Origin of the sequence: Streptomyces sp. NPDC060064, from assembly GCF_042736455.1 — a bacterium.
In the GTDB taxonomy this organism is placed as follows: domain Bacteria; phylum Actinomycetota; class Actinomycetes; order Streptomycetales; family Streptomycetaceae; genus Streptomyces.
Genome location: NZ_JBHWWF010000014.1, coordinates 36,718 through 52,113 on the forward strand (window position 1 = coordinate 36,718; position 15,396 = coordinate 52,113).

The window sequence follows — 15,396 nt, forward strand, 5'->3', positions numbered from 1 at the left end:
CCGTACTGGAGCCCGCGTTAAGGTCGGAGTCATGCCCGAAACCGTGCTTGACCTCACTCTTGATGCTCCGGCGCTCACCGCCCGCCTGGTCGACTTCCGATCGGTCAGCGGCGAGGAGAAGCCTCTCGCCGACGCGATCGAGCAGGTGCTGCGCGGCCTGCCGCACCTCACCGTCGACCGGTACGGCAACAATGTCGTGGCCCGGACGAACCTCGGGCGCGCCGAGCGGGTCGTGCTGGCCGGGCACATCGACACGGTTCCGATCGCCGACAACGTGCCGTCCCGGCTCGACGAGAACGGCGTGCTGTGGGGCTGCGGAACGAGCGACATGAAGTCGGGCGTGGCCGTACAGCTGCGGATCGCCGCGACCGTCCCCGAGCCGAATCGCGACCTCACCTTCGTCTTCTACGACAACGAAGAGGTCGCCGCACACCTCAACGGTCTGGGGCATGTGGCCGATGCCCATGCCGACTGGCTGGAGGGTGACTTCGCCGTACTGCTCGAGCCGTCCGACGCCCAGGTCGAGGGCGGCTGTCAGGGCACGCTGCGGGTCTTTCTCCGTACGACGGGGGAGCGGGCACACTCCGCGCGCAGCTGGATGGGGTCCAACGCCATTCATGCGGCCGCGCCGATTCTGGCGAAGCTCGCCGCGTACGAGCCGCGCCGGCCGGTGATCGACGGTCTTGAGTACCGGGAGGGGCTCAACGCGGTACGGATCGAGGCGGGCGTCGCCAACAACGTCATCCCCGACGAGTGCACCGTGGTGGTCAACTACCGCTACGCGCCCGACCGGAGCATGGCGGAGGCGGAGGACCATGTCCGCGAGGTCTTCGCCGACTGCGGGGTCGCGGAGTTCATCGTGGACGATCACACGGGCGGCGCGCTGCCCGGCCTCTCGCACCCGGCGGCTGCCGCCTTCATGGCAGCTGTCGGCGGGACGGCTCAGCCCAAGTTCGGCTGGACGGACGTCTCACGCTTCAGCGCGCTCGGCGTGCCCGCGGTCAACTACGGACCCGGCGACGCGCTCTTCGCCCACAAGCGGGACGAGCATGTCGCGGTGGAGAAGATCACCCATTGCGAGAACCGGCTCCGGGACTGGCTCACTGCCTGACCGCCCCGATTTCACCTTTCGTAACGTTCTCCGACCTACCCTGACTCAAAGCAACGATGTGCGGCGGAGGGAGCAGGCCATGGGCGACCCCGAGGGAACCGAGGGAACCGAGGGATTGCGGGCGCTGGGGGAGCAGCGACTGGGACCGGTGCTGCGCCGTAGGGAACAGGTGCAGCCCGGCACCACTGATCAGCGGCTGCTGGACACGGAGGGCGACTCCGAGTGGGTGCATACCGATCCCTGGCGGGTCATGCGCATCCAGTCGGAGTTCGTGGAAGGCTTCGGCGCGCTTGCCGAACTGCCCAGCGCCATCAGCGTGTTCGGCTCGGCCCGTACGGGGCCGGGTACCCCCGAGTACGACGCGGGCGTCCGGATCGGCAGGGCGCTGGTCGACGCCGGCTTCGCGGTGATCACGGGCGGCGGCCCGGGCGCGATGGAGGCGGCGAACAGGGGTGCGCGGGAGGCTCACGGCATCTCGGTGGGCCTCGGCATCGAGCTCCCCTTCGAGCAGGGGCTCAACCAGCACGTCGACATCGGCGTGAACTTCCGCTACTTCTTCGTCCGCAAGACGATGTTCGTGAAGTACGCGCAGGGCTTCGTGGTCCTGCCGGGCGGACTGGGCACGCTGGACGAGCTGTTCGAGGCGCTGACCCTCGTCCAGACCCGCAAGGTCACGCGCTTCCCGATCGTGCTGTTCGGCACGGAGTACTGGAGCGGGCTGGTGGACTGGCTGCGGAACACGGTGGTGGCGCAGGGCAAGGCGTCCGAGAGGGACCTGCTTCTCTTCCACGTGACGGACGACGTGGAGGAGGCGGTGGCGATGGTCACGAAGGAGACGGGGCACTAGGCGCGGCCGCTGCGCGGGGCTGTTCCCCGACCCGCCCCTTGCCGTGCGGCTCCGCCGTGCGGGGAGCGCCGCCGCCCCGGGCCCCGGGCCTCAATCGCCGGACGGGCCGGGACGGGCTTGGGTTCGGGGCGCCGCCCCGCGGACCACGCGCCTCAAGCGCCGGCGGGGCTGAATTTTTCAGCCCCGCCTTGGGCAGCGGGCCTGCAACCCCACCCGCGGCCAACACTCCTTACGCCAGCCCCCGCCTCGCCACCGTCGGTGCCCGGTGGCCCGCGATCGTCGACACCATGTCCAGGACCTGCTTCGTCTCCGCCACCTCATGGACGCGGTAGACCTGCGCGCCCAGCCACGCCGACACCGCCGTCGTCGCCAGCGTGCCGATCACGCGCTCCTTCACCGGCTTGTCGAGCGTCTCGCCGACGAAGTCCTTGTTCGACAGGGAGACCAGCACCGGCCAGCCCGTCTCCGTCATCTCCCCGAGCCTGCGTGTCGCTTCCAGGCTGTGCCTGGTGTTCTTCCCGAAGTCATGGCCCGGGTCGATCATGATCCCGTCCCTGCGGACGCCCAGCTCAACCGCCCGCTCCGCCAGCGAGACCGTCACTCGCAGAATGTCCGCCATCACATCGTCGTACGCGATCCGGTGCGGCCGTGTCCGCGGCTCCGCGCCGCCCGCGTGCGTGCACACCAGACCCGCTCCGTACCGCGCGGCGACCTCCGCCAGCTTCGGGTCCACCCCGCCCCACGCGTCGTTCAGCACATCCGCGCCCGCCTCGCAGACCGCCTCACCCACGTCGTGCCGCCAGGTGTCGACGCTGATGACGACATCCGGATGCCGTCTGCGCACCTCGGCCACGAATCCGACCGTGCGCCGCGCCTCCTCCTCGGCCGTCACCTCCTCGCCGGGACCGGCCTTCACCCCGCCGATGTCGATGATGGCAGCACCCTCTGACACCGCCTGCTCGACGCGGGCGAGCGCGGGCTCGTCCCGGAACGTGGCGCCCTGGTCGTAGAAGGAGTCCGGCGTCCGGTTCACGATCGCCATGATCACCGGCTCGTGCGCGTCGAATTCGCGCCGTCCCAGCCGCAGCATCAGCGGTTTCCTCCTCAGGTCCGTCGCCTGCGACCCTAACTCTCAGACTGTCGTGGCACGATCAGCACCGGACAGTTTCCGCTTGGGGAGAGGCTCGCTCGTGTTCTTGTTCTTGCTGATCGCGATGGTCGTGGTCGTCGCCGCGGTCACCCTCGCCGTGGTCGGCGGCGGCGACAGTGCGGCCCTGCCCGAGGTGGCCCCGGAGCAGCTGGTGGACCCGCTGCCGGTCAGCCGCCCGGTCGGCCGTGCGGACGTCGAGGCGGTCCGGCTGCCGGTCTCGCCCCGCGGCTACCGGATGGCGGACGTGGACGAGGTGCTGAGCCGCCTCGGTGCGGAGCTCGCCGAGCGGGACGCCCGTATCGCCGAGCTGGAGTCGGCGCTGGCCGGCGCGCAGGCCCGTGCGGTGGGCGGCCCCGACCTGTTCACCAAGCCGGGCGAGGAGCGCGACCAGTGACCGGCGAGGCCGTACCCGGGCCCGACGGGAAGCTGCGCTGCCCGTGGGGCCTGTCCACGGCCGACTACGTCACGTACCACGACGAGGAGTGGGGCCGTCCGGTCCACGGCGACGACGCACTGTTCGAACGCCTCTGCCTGGAGGCCTTCCAGTCCGGCCTGTCCTGGATCACCATCCTGCGCCGCCGCGAGGGTTTCCGTGCCGCCTTCGACGACTTCAAGATCGCATCCGTGGCGGCGTACACCGACGCCGACGAGGAGCGACTCCTCGCCGACGCCGGGATCATCCGCAACCGCGCCAAGATCGAGGCGACGCTCGCCAACGCGCGCGTGCTCGCCGACTGGCCGGCCGGTGAGCTGGACACGCTGATCTGGTCGTACGCCCCGGATCCCGCGAAGCGACCGGCCCCGCGCACGATCGCCGACGTCCCCGCGGTCACCGACCAGTCCACGGCGCTGGCGAAGGCCCTCAAGAAGCGCGGCCTGCGCTTCATCGGACCCACCACGGCGTACGCGCTGATGCAGGCATGCGGTCTCGTCGACGACCACCTGAGCGGCTGTGTCGTCCGCGGAGCCGGCTCCCGGGGCTCCCGGCCCTAGGCGCCCCCAGGGGCGCCTAGCGGCCGAGGTACTTCGGCTTCTCCTTGGCGATGAACGCCTGGACAGCGATCGTGTGGTCCTCCGACGCGCCCGCCCTCGCCTGGAGCTCGTCCTCCTTGCCCAGCGTCTCGCTGAGCGTGTGACCCGCGCCGTACGCCAGGGACTCCTTGAGCGCCGCGTACGCCACGGTCGGGCCCTCGGCCAGCGCACGGGCCACCGCGACGGCCTCGGCGGCCAGGTCGGCGGCGGGGACCAGCTTGTTCGCGATGCCCAGCTCGTACGCCTCCTGCGCGGAGAACGAGCGAGGGAACAGCAGCAGGTCGGCGGCGCGGCTCTGGCCGATCAGCCGGGGCAGCGTCCACGAGACCCCGGAGTCGGCGGTCAGCGCGACACCCGCGAAGGAGGTCGTGAACTTGGCGTTGTCGGCGACGACGCGGTAGTCCGCGGCGAGGGCGAAGCCGAGGCCCGCGCCTGCCGCCACGCCGTTGACCCCGGCCACGACCGGCTTGGGCATCTCGGTGAGCGCCCGCACGATGGGGTTGTAGTGCTCCCGCACGGTGTTCATGGTGCGGCCGGTGCCGTGCTCCCGGTCCTCCGCGAGCAGGGAGATGTGCTCCTTGAGGTCCTGGCCCACGCAGAAGGCGCGCCCGGACGCGGTGAGCAGTACCGCGCGTACGGCGGGATCTGCGGCGGCTGCCTGGGCCGAGTCCCGGAGAGCGACCTTGGCCTCGGTGTTCATCGCGTTCATGGCCTCGGGCCGATTGATCGTGATCGTCGCGAGTCCGTCGCTCACCTCGTACAGCACGGAGTCGGCCATGGCAGGTCCCCTTTACGGCTCAAGAGTGGTGTTCAGGCTCAGCATGGCGGAGATCGTCGGGGGCGAACATGTGACCTGCGTCAAACAATCTTCCGCTTCGGGCCCGTGGGCGGCGGCGAAGTATCGCAGGCGGATCGCCGCTTTGAGTGGTTTTGAGAGAGCGCGTTGCACAAGCGATGCCGACTGATGTTGGTCATCGGGTCCCGCCATGCGGGATAATGACCTGGAAGCAATGTGTTCGATGCCGGTGACACCTGGGTTGTCGGCTGCGATGAGCTGGTTTCAGGAAGGGGAACGAGCATGGCGGCCATGAAGCCGCGGACGGGCGACGGCCCGCTCGAGGTGACCAAGGAGGGGCGGGGCATCGTCATGCGCGTTCCGCTCGAAGGCGGCGGTCGGCTTGTGGTCGAGCTGACTCCGGACGAAGCCGATGCCCTCGGCGACGCCCTGAAGAAGGTCGTCGGCTGACGCGGGAAGCGCACACACTTTTCACTGCCCCGGCACTCATGGTGCCGGGGCAGTGCTGTGTTCGGGGGCTCGGTTCGCATGGCCCGGCCTGCCGGGGCGGGGCCGGTCAGCCGCGGCGGACCGCGCAGAGCAGGCCGTCGCCCACCGGCAGCAGCGAGGGCAGCAGCTCCTGGCTCTCCCGCACCGCGCGCAGCAGCTCGCGAAGTCGTACGACTTCCGCCGGCTGCGCCGCCGAGTCCACCGTGCGACCGTCCGCGAAAACGCCCTCGAAGCAGACAAGACCGCCTGGTCGCAGCAGGCGCAACGATTCAGCGAGATAGTCCAGCGACTCCATGCGGTCGCCGTCGCAGAAGACGAGGTCGTAGCCGCCGTCCGCGAGCCGCGGCAGTACGTCGAGGGCGCGGCCGGGGATGAAACGCGCCCGGTTCCCGGCAAAGCCGGCCGCGCGGAAGGCCTGCTTGGCGAACTGCTGCCGGTCCGGCTCCGGATCCACCGTCGTCAGTACGCCGTCGGGCCGCATGCCCTGCAACAGATAGATCCCGGAGACACCGGTCCCGGTACCGATTTCGGCCACCGCTTTCGCGTCAGCCGTGGCAGCGAGCAGTCGCAGCGCTGCGCCGGTGCCTGGTGACACCGAGGGGAGCCCCGACTCGCGGGCCCGGTCGCGGGCCCAGCGGAGCGTGTCGTCCTCGGCGACAAAGGCGTCGGCGAACGCCCAGCTCGTCTGCCGGTTGGCGGTAATGACCCTCTCCTGTCCCCGTAGTTGGCGCGACGCTGACTGTATCCGCTGCACCGGGAACCCGCAGATGGGACCAGGCGTTATGGGAGACAGGGGGAAGCGCATGGATCAGGGCCGGAAGCAGGACCCAAATTCGCGTAAAGATTCTTATCCGGAGCTAACGGGCGAGGTGGCTATGGTAGGGGCTCCGCTGGACACCACCAGAGCCGACAGGGGAGGTGCGGCTGCACCTGCGGATCGGAGAGGAGTGCTGAGGCGCTTTCTCAGGTCAACGGGTGAGCCGAGATCCGTGACCTACATTGCTGACCGTTCCCGCTCCACCGACTCCGCAGCTACCGCGACCTTCGCATCGGATGCGGAATCGCAGGCGTGGACGCCTCCCACCTGGGAGGAGATCGTCAGCACGCACAGCGGCCGGGTCTACCGCCTCGCCTACCGGCTGACGGGCAACCAGCACGACGCCGAGGACCTCACGCAGGAAGTCTTCGTCCGCGTCTTCCGCTCGCTGTCGACGTACACGCCCGGCACCTTTGAGGGCTGGCTGCACCGCATCACCACGAACCTCTTCCTGGACATGGTCCGCCGTAAGCAGCGCATCCGTTTCGACGCGCTCGGCGACGACGCGGCAGAGCGGCTGCCCAGCCGCGAGCCGTCTCCGCAGCAGGTCTTCAACGACACCCACTTCGACGCGGATGTGCAGCAGGCGCTGGACACCCTCGCGCCGGAGTTCCGCGCCGCCGTGGTGCTCTGTGACATCGAGGGGCTCTCGTACGAGGAGATCGCCGCGACGCTGGGCGTGAAGCTCGGCACGGTCCGCAGCCGGATCCACCGCGGCCGGTCGCATCTGCGCAAGGCCCTGCAGCACCGTTCCCCGGAGGCTCGTGCCGAGCAGCGCACGCTGGCGGGTGCGGTCGGCCTGGCAGGAGAGGGCGGACCGGCGTGAGTGGCTCGAGTCCCACCCCCGCGGAGCAGCACCTGGGGGACCGGCTGGCCGCGCTGATCGACGGCGAGCTGAAACACGATGCCCGCGACCGGGTGCTGGCCCATCTGGCGACCTGTCCCAAGTGCAAGGCCGAGGCCGACGCCCACCGCCGGCTGAAGAACGTCTTCGCGCAAACCGCTCCGCCGCCGCCCTCCGAAGGGCTGCTCGCGCGGCTCCAAGGACTGCCCGCAGGACCCGGAGGTGACGACGACCGCTCGGGGGGACCTTTCGACGGGGGGCGGCTCGCCAATGGCGTCTTCAACGCGCTGAATCCCTCCGCGAAGCCCGGACGCGACTCCCGCACGTCCCGGACGGAGACCTTCGGCTACGTACCGGCGGGCGCGCACGCGACCGTGCTTCCCGGCTCCGGCGGCGGCTTCCGGATCCATGACGTGGGTCGTACGGACGCGGAGCGCTCACCCTGGCTCGGCCGGAGGTTCGTCTTCGCGGCGGCCAGCGCGGTGTCTTTCGCTGCGATCGCCCTCGGCGGAGCGATTCCGCTGGACGCCTCGGTGCAGGCAGGTCCCAGGGGCGAGGGCGCGGGGAACAACGTCACACCGCTGCGCGCCGTGACCCCGACCACGGGCAACACCGGAGTGAACAGCGGAACGAACAACGGCGCGGGCACCAGGGCGACCCCCAGGGGCACGGAGGCCGACCGCCGGCGCAGCGGTGGCAACGGCCTGGCCAGGTCGGACAACCGGCCGGTCATCGCCGCGGCACCCAGCCTGCTGGCCCCGGCGGCGCCGCTGAACCACCCGTTTTCCGCCTCGATACTGACCGGTACCTCGTCCTCCCTGTCCCCGCTGATACGTCCCACGGGCTCGGCGTTCCAGCTCGCCACCGCTCCCGGGTTCAACCCGTCGACCACGCCTGTCCCCACCCATCTCGCCGCACCGACCCAGCCTTCTCGGCCCCTCTCGTCCCGGCGCTGACCAGGTCCCTGCACGGTGATTCGCAAACCTGGTTGAATCCTCTGAGGGGTGCCCCAGGAGGGTGCCGCAGTGGTCGGCAGTTTGCGGGGAGAGCATGGACGACGGGAAGCCCACCGGGCCGAAGGCGAAGTGGTGGAGCCGGCCCAGTGCGGGACGTACGACTCACTCCGAGCCGGAGGCGCCGGCACCGGCGCACCAGGAGACCGAGGTGACGACGGAACTGTCTCCGGTGCAGACCTCGGTGCAGGCCCCCGTGCCCGTGCCGCGGGACGCCGAGACGGCCGTCGACCCGGTGCCCGCGGCCCAGCCCGCAGCGGAACAGAGTCGGCCGCAGCCCCTGCACGCGCCCGATGCGTACAGCACCCCGCCCTACGGCGGGCCCGGGCCATGGGCGCCGGCCCCTCCCGTACAGCGGCCGATGCCGACTCCGGCGCAGGGCACACCCGTACCGCCGGCGTACCCCGCGCAGAACGGAACACCGGCCGGTGGGGGCACCGGCGGCGGATATGCGCCGCCGCCCCAGGCCCCGTCCCCCCAGCAGCCGCACGCCCAGCCTCAGCCGCACCCCCACCCCCAGCCCCAGGAGCGGCCGCAGCCGCTGCCCTCGCTGTGGCTGCAGTACGACCCGTGGAGCACCCCCGGGCAGCCGCTGACCCACGTCGGTGAGCCCGTCAAGAAGAAGCGCCGACGCGGATCGCTGCTGGTCGGGGCGGTCCTGCTCGCGCTCGTCGCCGGTGTTGTCGGCGGCGGCATAGGCGCGTACATCGAGCGCAACGGCGGCATCACCAGCGTCGAACTCCCGCAGGCCGCCAAGGGCAACGGCAACCGCGCGCCCGACAGCGTTGCCGGTATCGCCGCCAGCGCCCTGCCGAGCGTTGTCACCCTCCATGTCAGCGGCGGCGGCGAACAGGGCACCGGCACCGGATTCGTACTCGACCAGCAGGGCCACATCCTCACCAACAACCATGTCGTCGACCCGGCAGGCTCCTCGGGTGAGATCTCGGTCACCTTCAGCGGCGGTGAGACCGCCAGGGCGACGCTCGTCGGCAAGGACAGTGGCTACGACCTCGCCGTCGTCAAGGTCTCCGGTGTCTCCGGCCTCAAGCCGCTGCCCCTCGGCAACTCCGACAACGTCCAGGTGGGTGACCCGGTCGTCGCCATCGGCGCGCCGTTCGATCTCCAGAACACCGTGACCTCCGGCATCATCAGCGCCAAGGAGCGCCCCATCACCGCGGGCGGCGAGAAGGGCGACGGCAGTGATGTCAGCTATGTCGACGCGCTGCAGACCGACGCCCCGATAAACCCCGGCAACTCCGGCGGCCCGCTGGTGGACACCAAGGCCCGTGTCATCGGCATCAACAGCGCGATCCGGGCCGCGGACAGCGGCACGGACACCCAAGGAGGCCAGGCCGGTTCGATCGGACTCGGCTTCGCGATCCCCATCAACCAGGGCAAGCGCGTCGCCGAAGAGCTGATCAACACCGGTAAGGCCACCCACCCGGTGATCGGCGTCAGCCTTGACATGAAGTACACCGGCGACGGCGCACGCGTCGGCGACAAGGGCAAGGACGGCTCCGCGTCGGTCAGCAAGAACGGCCCCGGCGCCAAGGCGGGCATCAAGGCGGGCGACATCATCACCAAGATCGACGGCCAGCGGGTGCACAGCGGCGAGGAGCTGATCGTCAAGATCCGCGCCCACCGCCCCGGTGACCGGCTGGAGCTGACGGTGGTTCGCGCCGGTCGTGAACGGAAGATGACGCTGACACTCGGCTCCGCGGACGGCACATGACGGCCGGTCGAACGGCCGCCGGACGGCGCGGCGCAGCGCCCATCGGAAGGTACCGCGCAGACAGTTTCGGCGGGTAACGTGGATCGGGCCCGGACCCCATCCGACCTGGCGGGCCGCAGAGAACACGAGGAGCAGCAGGGTGTTCAACGACATAGGCGCACTGGAGCTGGTGGCGCTCGTGGTGCTCGCCGTGCTCATCTTCGGCCCCGACAAGCTGCCGAAGGTCATCCAGGACGCCTCACGGTTCATCCGGAAGGTCCGCGAGTTCTCCGAAAGCGCAAAGCAGGACATTCGTAGCGAACTGGGGCCGGAGTTCAAGGACTTCGAGTTCGAGGACCTCAATCCCAAGACGTTCATCCGCAAGCAGCTGGACGAGAACGAGGATCTGAAGGACCTCAAGGAGCTGCGCAGCAGCTTCGACCTCAAGAAAGAGATGAACGAGGTCGCGGACGCGGTGCACGGCAACGAATCCGCGGCCTCGGTCCCGGCCGCCGTCAACGGCTCGCCCGGCACCCCCGACCTGCTCAAGAAGCGCGAAAACGTCGATCGGGACGAGCGACCGCCCTTCGACGCAGACGCGACCTGAGTACCGTCAATCCCTGCGAGCCGGGACAGGGTGGTTATTCTCCATCTGTCCGGACGTGAGGACGCCCGAGGGGGGCGGGTCCGCTCCGGGCCTCGGAGACAGAGGAGGCGGCCGGGTAGATGGAGACGACAAGTCGGCTAGCGGCGCAAGGAACGGTCAGCGATTCTCCTGCGCCCGGCGGGGAGAACCCGCTCACGACGCAGCGGGTGACAGCGGCTCAGCGTGTGGTCGACGGATTTCTGCGTGCGACCTTCCCCTGGTACGGACTGGACGAGGCCTTCACCGGCCCGCGCCGGCTGATGCAGGTGGGTACCGCGGCGGACGGCACGGTCCAGCACGGCTCCATGGGCCACGGCGACGAGCCGTCGATACGGTCGGACGCGGGCGGCCCGGACAAGGAGCGCTTCGCTGTCGTCGTCACCGTGGCTGCCAGCCCGGTACGGCACACCGGCGACGGCACGGGCGTACTGGACGCCACCACGGTCTCCTCCGCGGCCTGGCTGGCCGGCTCGGGGCTGCTGGCCCACACCTGGCCCGGTCAGCTCGACCACTCGCTGCGCGACAACTGGCTGGACCAGCAGACCGAGACCGCCTTCGAGCTCGCCGACGATCTGGCGGGACCGGCCTGGTTGATGCTCTCGCTGCCCGTCGACGGTGTGCCGACGCCCTTCCACTACCGCGAGTCGGAGTTCGGCTGGGTGCTCGCCGGCTCGACCGGGGCCGGGGTGCACGTCGGCGCGTACGGGCGCGGCATGAGCGCGTACGGGCTGGGCTTCTCGGCGGTCCAGAACCTCGGCGCGTACGTCTAGAGCGTCGGGCTGGAAGGTCGGGCTGGAAGGTCGGGCCTACGCCGAAGGGGCGCCGCTCATGAGCGGCGCCCCTTCGCACTGCGCGTACCGTGCGGGCCGGAGGTCGGGTTGTGCGCACCCGTTCCGCTGAGCGGAACGAATGCCCACGACCTTCCTCAGAACTTATTGCGCGGGGTGATCCCCAGCGACATGCCCGACAGCCCGCGCGCGCGTCCGCCGAGCTTCCCCGCGATCGTGCGCAGCGCGGCGCCCGCCGGTGAGTCCGGGTCGGTGATCACGATGGGCTTGCCCTCGTCGCCGCCCTCCCGCAGCCGTACGTCGATCGGGATGGAGCCCAGCACCGGCACATTGGCGCCGGTCGTCTTCGTCAGGCCCTCGGCGACCCGCTGGCCACCGCCGCTGCCGAAGACGTCGACCATTTCGTCGCAGTGCGGGCACGGCAGGCCCGACATGTTCTCGACGACGCCCACGATCTTCTGGTGGGTCTGTACGGCGATCGAGCCGGCCCGCTCGGCGACCTCGGCCGCGGCCTGCTGCGGGGTGGTCACCACGAGGATCTCTGCGTTCGGTACCAGCTGCGCCACCGAGATGGCGATGTCACCGGTCCCCGGCGGCAGGTCGAGCAGCAGCACGTCCAGGTCGCCCCAGTACACATCCGCGAGGAACTGCTGCAGTGCGCGGTGCAGCATCGGGCCGCGCCACACCACCGGCGCGTTGCCCGGGGTGAACATCCCGATCGAGATGACCTTCACGCCGTTCGCCGACGGCGGCATGATCATGTTCTCGACCTGGGTCGGACGGCCGTCCACACCCAGCATCCGCGGCACGCTGTGTCCGTAGATGTCGGCGTCGACGACACCGACCTTCAGTCCGTCGGCGGCCATCGCCGCCGCCAGGTTCACGGTGACGGAGGACTTGCCGACGCCGCCCTTGCCCGACGCCACCGCGTACACCCTGGTCAGCGAGCCGGGCTTGGCGAAGGGCACCTCGCGCTCGGCGGTGCCGCCGCGCAGCGAGCTCGCGAGCTCCTTCCGCTGTTCGTCGCTCATCACATCCAGCGTGACGTCGACGCGCGTGACGCCCTCGAGGCGCGCGACCGCGTCGGTCACATTCTTGGTGATCGTCTCGCGCATTGGACAGCCGGAGACGGTGAGATACACCGTGACGGCGACCGTGCCGTCCGCCCCGATCCCGACCGATTTGACCATGCCGAGTTCGGTGATCGGTCGGTTGATCTCGGGGTCGTTCACCGTCGCCAGTGCTTCAAGCACCGCGTCTTCCGTAGCCATACGGACGATGGTACGGCGCCGACTCCCACCCCCGGAAAGAGCGATCAGCGGTCGCCTTCGTCACTCTCGCGCGCGGGCTCCTGCGGGAATAGGCGCCGCTCGTCCAGATCCTTGATCAGATCCTGGAATTCGGAGCGGATCCAGTCGCGGGTGGCGACCTCGCCGAGCCCCATCCGAAGCGCCGCGATCTCCCGTGTGAGGTATTCGGTGTCCGCGATCGACCGCTCGTTCTGCTTGCGCTCCTGCTCACGAGTGACCCGGTCCCGGTCGTCCTGCCGGTTCTGCGCCAGCAGGATCAGCGGGGCTGCGTACGAGGCCTGGAGCGACAGCATCAGCGTCAGAAAGATGAACGGGTACGGGTCGAAACGCAGATCCCCGGGGGCGGAGATGTTCCAGACGACCCACATGATGATGATCAGCGTCATCCAGACCAGGAACCGGCCGGTTCCCAGGAAGCGCGCGATCCGCTCCGAGAACCGGCCGAAGGCCTCGGGGTCGTACTCCGGCAGCAGACTGCGCCGTGGCGCGCGGGGCTGATCGAGCCGGACCCGGTGGCGCGGCGCCGCACTCGCCCCGGCGGGCATGCGCTCCTTCTGCTCGCTGCGATCGGTCAGCCCGTCGCTGCCGCTACCCATGGGCGGACTCCTCGTGGGCGGCCTCCTCGAACTCCGTCTCCCGCCAGTCCTCCGGCAGCAGATGGTCGAGTACGTCGTCGACGGTGACCGCCCCCAGCAGCGAACCGCTCTCGTCGACGACCGGCGCCGCCACCATGTTGTACGCGGCGAGATAGCTGGTGACCGCGGGCAGCGCGGTGCCCGGCGCGAGCGGCGGCAGATCGCTCTCCACGATCGAGCTGACCAGCGTGAACGGCGGGTCCCGCAGCAGCCGCTGGAAGTGCACCGTGCCCAGGTACTTGCCGGTCGGCGTCTCGTCCGGCGGCCGGCAGACGTACACCTGCGCGGCGAGCGCGGGGGACAGGTCCTGCTGGCGTACGCGCGCCAAGGCGTCCGCGACCGTCGCGTCGGGTCGCAGCACGATCGGCTCGGTGGTCATCAGGCCGCCCGCCGTCCGCTCCTCGTACGACAGCAGCCGCCGTACGTCCGCCGCGTCGTCGGGCCGCATCAGCGCCAGCAGCCGCTCCTTGTCCTCCTCCGGCAGCTCGGACAGCAGGTCGGCCGCGTCGTCCGGGTCCATGGCCTCCAGGACGTCCGCCGCGCGCTCCTCCTTGAGCTTGCCGAGGATCTCCACCTGGTCGTCGTCCGGCAGCTCCTCCAGTACGTCCGCGAGCCGGTCGTCGTCGAGGGCCGCGGCCACCTCGGCGCGCCGCTTCGGCGAGAGGTGGTGCAGCACATTGGCGAGGTCGGCGGGGCGCAGCTGCTCGAAGGTCGCGAGCAGGCTCTCGGCGCCCTGCCCGTGCTCCTCCAGCGAGAAGCCGGTGACCGCCGACCACTCGACGGTCAGTGTCTCGCCCTTGCGGCGCAGCGCCCCCGGCTTGCCCTTCCGTACGAAGACCTTGTCGATCTCCCAGTCACGACGGGCCGGCAGCTGCTGGATGGAGACATCGAGGACCGTGGCCTCCTCGCCGCTCTCCACCAGTCGCACGCGCCGGTCCAGCAGCTCGCCGAGCACCAGCCGCTCGGTCGGGCGCTGCTCGAAGCGCCGCATGTTGAGTACGCCCGTGGTGATGACCTGGCCCGACTCGACGCCGGTGACCCGGGTCATCGGGAGGAAGATCCGGCGGCGGCTGAGTACCTCGACGACCATGCCGAGCAGCCGCGGCGGACGGCGGCCGACGCGCAGCATCGCCACCAGATCGCGGACGCGGCCCACCTGGTCGCCCTGGGGGTCGAAGACGGGCACGCCGGCGAGGTGCGAGACAAAGATCCGAGGGGCGCCTGCTGCCATGTTGCGCGCCTCCTTTTTGCCCGCGAATGCTGCCGTTCAGGGGCTTCAGGCTAGCCCGTGCCGTTCCGTGGCGCCCTGGCTGGCGTCCGTACGGCTCTCTGAGGATCGATGTGCTCAGCACAGGTACGCTGCGGTCTGCCAGCCATGACTCACGACTCGCAGATGAGAGGCAGTGCGCTTGTGACTCCCCTCCCCCTGGCCGCCCGAGCCCGCCGGGCCGCGCTCTCGGTGGCGCTCTGCGCCGGGCTGACCGCGGCGCTCACGGCATGCAGCGGCGAGGATCCGGACGCGGGGACCAACGGCGTCGGAAAGCTGTCCGCGACCGAGATCGAGACGAAGGCACGCGACGCCTCGCACGCGGCGGCGTCGGTACGGCTCTCGGGCACGCTGGTCAGCAAGGGCGGCACGTACAAGCTGAACATGCGGCTCAAGCACGACGGCGGCACCGGCTCCGTCACGTCGAAGGACAACACCTTCGAACTGCTGCGGGTCGGCGACGCGCTCTTCCTGAAGGCCGACGCGGGCTTCTGGAGCCATGCGGACGCCAAGGACAAGGAGAAGCCGAGCAAGACCGACACGGAGGCGGCGGGCAAGCTCGACGACATGTACGTGAAGGTGCCGGAGGGCGACCCGGCGTACAAGCAGTTCCGCGTCTTCACGGACATGGATGTGCTGCTCGAGGGCCTGCTGGGGATGCAGGGCAAGCTCAGCAAAGGCGACCGGACCGAGGTGGGCGGTGTACGAACCATCAAGGTCATCGGCGGCGAGGGTGAGGGCGGCACGCTGGATGTCTCGCTGGAGGGCAAGCCGTATCCTCTGCAGTTCGCACGGGCGGGCGGCGCGGGTGTGCTGACGCTGGCGGACTGGGACAGGGACTTCACGCTGGCGGCGCCGGAGAAGGACGAGATGGTCGACTACGGCGGCCAGCTGCCGAAGACCAGCGACTAGCTGTTTCCCGGGGTTCCGCCGCGGACCC

General features: G+C 70.2%; 17 protein-coding genes. 11 read left to right on the plus strand and 6 right to left on the minus strand.

Annotated features, from left to right (window positions below; translation table 11 throughout):
• Positions 1 to 31 precede the first annotated feature (31 nt).
• Entirely contained in the window at positions 32 to 1,111 is a 1,080-nt protein-coding gene (dapE, locus tag ACFWDI_RS18160) for a succinyl-diaminopimelate desuccinylase (RefSeq protein ID WP_385305116.1), read from the plus strand.
• Positions 1,112 to 1,190: 79 nt separating this feature from the next.
• Positions 1,191 to 1,958: a TIGR00730 family Rossman fold protein gene (locus ACFWDI_RS18165; protein WP_327325891.1), complete on the plus strand. Its 768-nt coding sequence runs from the start codon at positions 1,191 to 1,193 to the stop codon at positions 1,956 to 1,958.
• 229 nt (positions 1,959 to 2,187) lie between these two features.
• On the opposite strand, the gene folP is transcribed toward ACFWDI_RS18165, so the two are convergent.
• Complete coding sequence (folP, locus tag ACFWDI_RS18170) at positions 2,188 to 3,048, minus strand: dihydropteroate synthase (protein WP_385305119.1); 861 nt, start codon at positions 3,046 to 3,048, stop codon at positions 2,188 to 2,190.
• Between the two features lie 100 nt (positions 3,049 to 3,148).
• Here folP and ACFWDI_RS18175 point away from each other — a divergent pair, with 100 nt between their 5' ends.
• Together ACFWDI_RS18175 and ACFWDI_RS18180 are read left to right on the plus strand one after the other, a co-directional pair.
• Complete coding sequence (locus ACFWDI_RS18175; protein WP_327325893.1) at positions 3,149 to 3,502, plus strand: DivIVA domain-containing protein; 354 nt, start codon at positions 3,149 to 3,151, stop codon at positions 3,500 to 3,502.
• Positions 3,499 to 4,101 (plus strand): DNA-3-methyladenine glycosylase I, encoded by a 603-nt coding sequence (locus ACFWDI_RS18180; RefSeq protein ID WP_385305121.1) that lies wholly within the window; start codon positions 3,499 to 3,501, stop codon positions 4,099 to 4,101. The genes ACFWDI_RS18175 and ACFWDI_RS18180 overlap by 4 nt, the downstream gene beginning before the upstream one ends.
• Before the next feature lie 16 nt (positions 4,102 to 4,117).
• Here the strand turns inward: ACFWDI_RS18180 and ACFWDI_RS18185 are convergent, their stop codons facing one another.
• Positions 4,118 to 4,918 carry an enoyl-CoA hydratase/isomerase family protein gene (locus tag ACFWDI_RS18185; protein ID WP_385305122.1) on the minus strand — a complete coding sequence of 267 codons (801 nt, stop codon included), beginning with the start codon at positions 4,916 to 4,918 and terminating at the stop codon, positions 4,118 to 4,120.
• A gap of 300 nt (positions 4,919 to 5,218) precedes the next feature.
• On the opposite strand from ACFWDI_RS18185, the gene ACFWDI_RS18190 reads away from it, so the two are divergent.
• Complete coding sequence (locus tag ACFWDI_RS18190) at positions 5,219 to 5,386, plus strand: DUF3117 domain-containing protein (RefSeq protein WP_003966491.1); 168 nt, start codon at positions 5,219 to 5,221, stop codon at positions 5,384 to 5,386.
• Between the two features lie 106 nt (positions 5,387 to 5,492).
• Here the strand turns inward: ACFWDI_RS18190 and ACFWDI_RS18195 are convergent, their stop codons facing one another.
• Positions 5,493 to 6,179 carry an O-methyltransferase gene (locus tag ACFWDI_RS18195; protein ID WP_362686687.1) on the minus strand — a complete coding sequence of 229 codons (687 nt, stop codon included), beginning with the start codon at positions 6,177 to 6,179 and terminating at the stop codon, positions 5,493 to 5,495.
• 121 nt (positions 6,180 to 6,300) lie between these two features.
• Here ACFWDI_RS18195 and sigE point away from each other — a divergent pair, with 121 nt between their 5' ends.
• The 5 genes from sigE to ACFWDI_RS18220 all read left to right on the plus strand — a co-directional run bounded on the left by sigE (position 6,301) and on the right by ACFWDI_RS18220 (position 11,226).
• A complete protein-coding gene (gene sigE, locus ACFWDI_RS18200) occupies positions 6,301 to 7,068 on the plus strand; it encodes an RNA polymerase sigma factor SigE (protein ID WP_385305124.1) in 768 nt (255 codons plus the stop codon).
• Positions 7,065 to 8,042: an anti-sigma factor family protein gene (locus tag ACFWDI_RS18205; protein ID WP_385305125.1), complete on the plus strand. Its 978-nt coding sequence runs from the start codon at positions 7,065 to 7,067 to the stop codon at positions 8,040 to 8,042. The genes sigE and ACFWDI_RS18205 overlap by 4 nt, the downstream gene beginning before the upstream one ends.
• Before the next feature lie 94 nt (positions 8,043 to 8,136).
• Positions 8,137 to 9,831 carry a trypsin-like peptidase domain-containing protein gene (locus ACFWDI_RS18210; protein WP_385305127.1) on the plus strand — a complete coding sequence of 565 codons (1,695 nt, stop codon included), beginning with the start codon at positions 8,137 to 8,139 and terminating at the stop codon, positions 9,829 to 9,831.
• A gap of 139 nt (positions 9,832 to 9,970) precedes the next feature.
• Complete coding sequence (locus ACFWDI_RS18215) at positions 9,971 to 10,417, plus strand: sec-independent translocase (protein ID WP_385305128.1); 447 nt, start codon at positions 9,971 to 9,973, stop codon at positions 10,415 to 10,417.
• A gap of 119 nt (positions 10,418 to 10,536) precedes the next feature.
• A complete protein-coding gene (locus ACFWDI_RS18220; protein ID WP_385305129.1) occupies positions 10,537 to 11,226 on the plus strand; it encodes a hypothetical protein in 690 nt (229 codons plus the stop codon).
• A 155-nt stretch (positions 11,227 to 11,381) separates the two neighbouring features.
• On the opposite strand, the gene ACFWDI_RS18225 is transcribed toward ACFWDI_RS18220, so the two are convergent.
• Genes ACFWDI_RS18225 through ACFWDI_RS18235 form a run of 3 tightly spaced genes read right to left on the minus strand, consistent with a single transcriptional unit; the run spans position 11,382 to position 14,420 of the window.
• The gene (locus ACFWDI_RS18225) at positions 11,382 to 12,515 is read right to left on the minus strand and encodes an Mrp/NBP35 family ATP-binding protein (RefSeq protein WP_385305131.1); all 1,134 of its coding nucleotides are present in this window, start codon (positions 12,513 to 12,515) and stop codon (positions 11,382 to 11,384) included.
• A 44-nt stretch (positions 12,516 to 12,559) separates the two neighbouring features.
• The gene (locus ACFWDI_RS18230) at positions 12,560 to 13,099 is read right to left on the minus strand and encodes a DUF1003 domain-containing protein (protein WP_327328487.1); all 540 of its coding nucleotides are present in this window, start codon (positions 13,097 to 13,099) and stop codon (positions 12,560 to 12,562) included.
• Between the two features lie 43 nt (positions 13,100 to 13,142).
• On the minus strand, positions 13,143 to 14,420 hold the full coding sequence (locus ACFWDI_RS18235; protein ID WP_385305132.1) for a magnesium transporter MgtE N-terminal domain-containing protein: 1,278 nt from the start codon (positions 14,418 to 14,420) through the stop codon (positions 13,143 to 13,145).
• A gap of 180 nt (positions 14,421 to 14,600) precedes the next feature.
• Between ACFWDI_RS18235 and ACFWDI_RS18240 the strand changes: the two genes are divergently transcribed.
• Positions 14,601 to 15,368: a hypothetical protein gene (locus ACFWDI_RS18240; RefSeq protein ID WP_385305134.1), complete on the plus strand. Its 768-nt coding sequence runs from the start codon at positions 14,601 to 14,603 to the stop codon at positions 15,366 to 15,368.
• Positions 15,369 to 15,396: the final 28 nt, after the last annotated feature.

Excerpts from the sequence above, each read along its gene's own strand:
- ACFWDI_RS18235 (WP_385305132.1), bottom strand. The coding sequence starts at position 14,420 with ATGGCAGCAGGCGCCCCTCGGATCTTTGTCTCGCACCTCGCCGGCGTG.
- sigE (WP_385305124.1), top strand. The coding sequence starts at position 6,301 with ATGGTAGGGGCTCCGCTGGACACCACCAGAGCCGACAGGGGAGGTGCG.
- ACFWDI_RS18225 (WP_385305131.1), bottom strand. The coding sequence starts at position 12,515 with ATGGCTACGGAAGACGCGGTGCTTGAAGCACTGGCGACGGTGAACGAC.
- ACFWDI_RS18165 (WP_327325891.1), top strand. The coding sequence starts at position 1,191 with ATGGGCGACCCCGAGGGAACCGAGGGAACCGAGGGATTGCGGGCGCTG.
- dapE (WP_385305116.1), top strand. The coding sequence starts at position 32 with ATGCCCGAAACCGTGCTTGACCTCACTCTTGATGCTCCGGCGCTCACC.
- ACFWDI_RS18185 (WP_385305122.1), bottom strand. The coding sequence starts at position 4,918 with ATGGCCGACTCCGTGCTGTACGAGGTGAGCGACGGACTCGCGACGATC.
- ACFWDI_RS18220 (WP_385305129.1), top strand. The coding sequence starts at position 10,537 with ATGGAGACGACAAGTCGGCTAGCGGCGCAAGGAACGGTCAGCGATTCT.
- ACFWDI_RS18230 (WP_327328487.1), bottom strand. The coding sequence starts at position 13,099 with ATGCCCGCCGGGGCGAGTGCGGCGCCGCGCCACCGGGTCCGGCTCGAT.
- ACFWDI_RS18190 (WP_003966491.1), top strand. The coding sequence starts at position 5,219 with ATGGCGGCCATGAAGCCGCGGACGGGCGACGGCCCGCTCGAGGTGACC.
- folP (WP_385305119.1), bottom strand. The coding sequence starts at position 3,048 with ATGCTGCGGCTGGGACGGCGCGAATTCGACGCGCACGAGCCGGTGATC.
- ACFWDI_RS18210 (WP_385305127.1), top strand. The coding sequence starts at position 8,137 with ATGGACGACGGGAAGCCCACCGGGCCGAAGGCGAAGTGGTGGAGCCGG.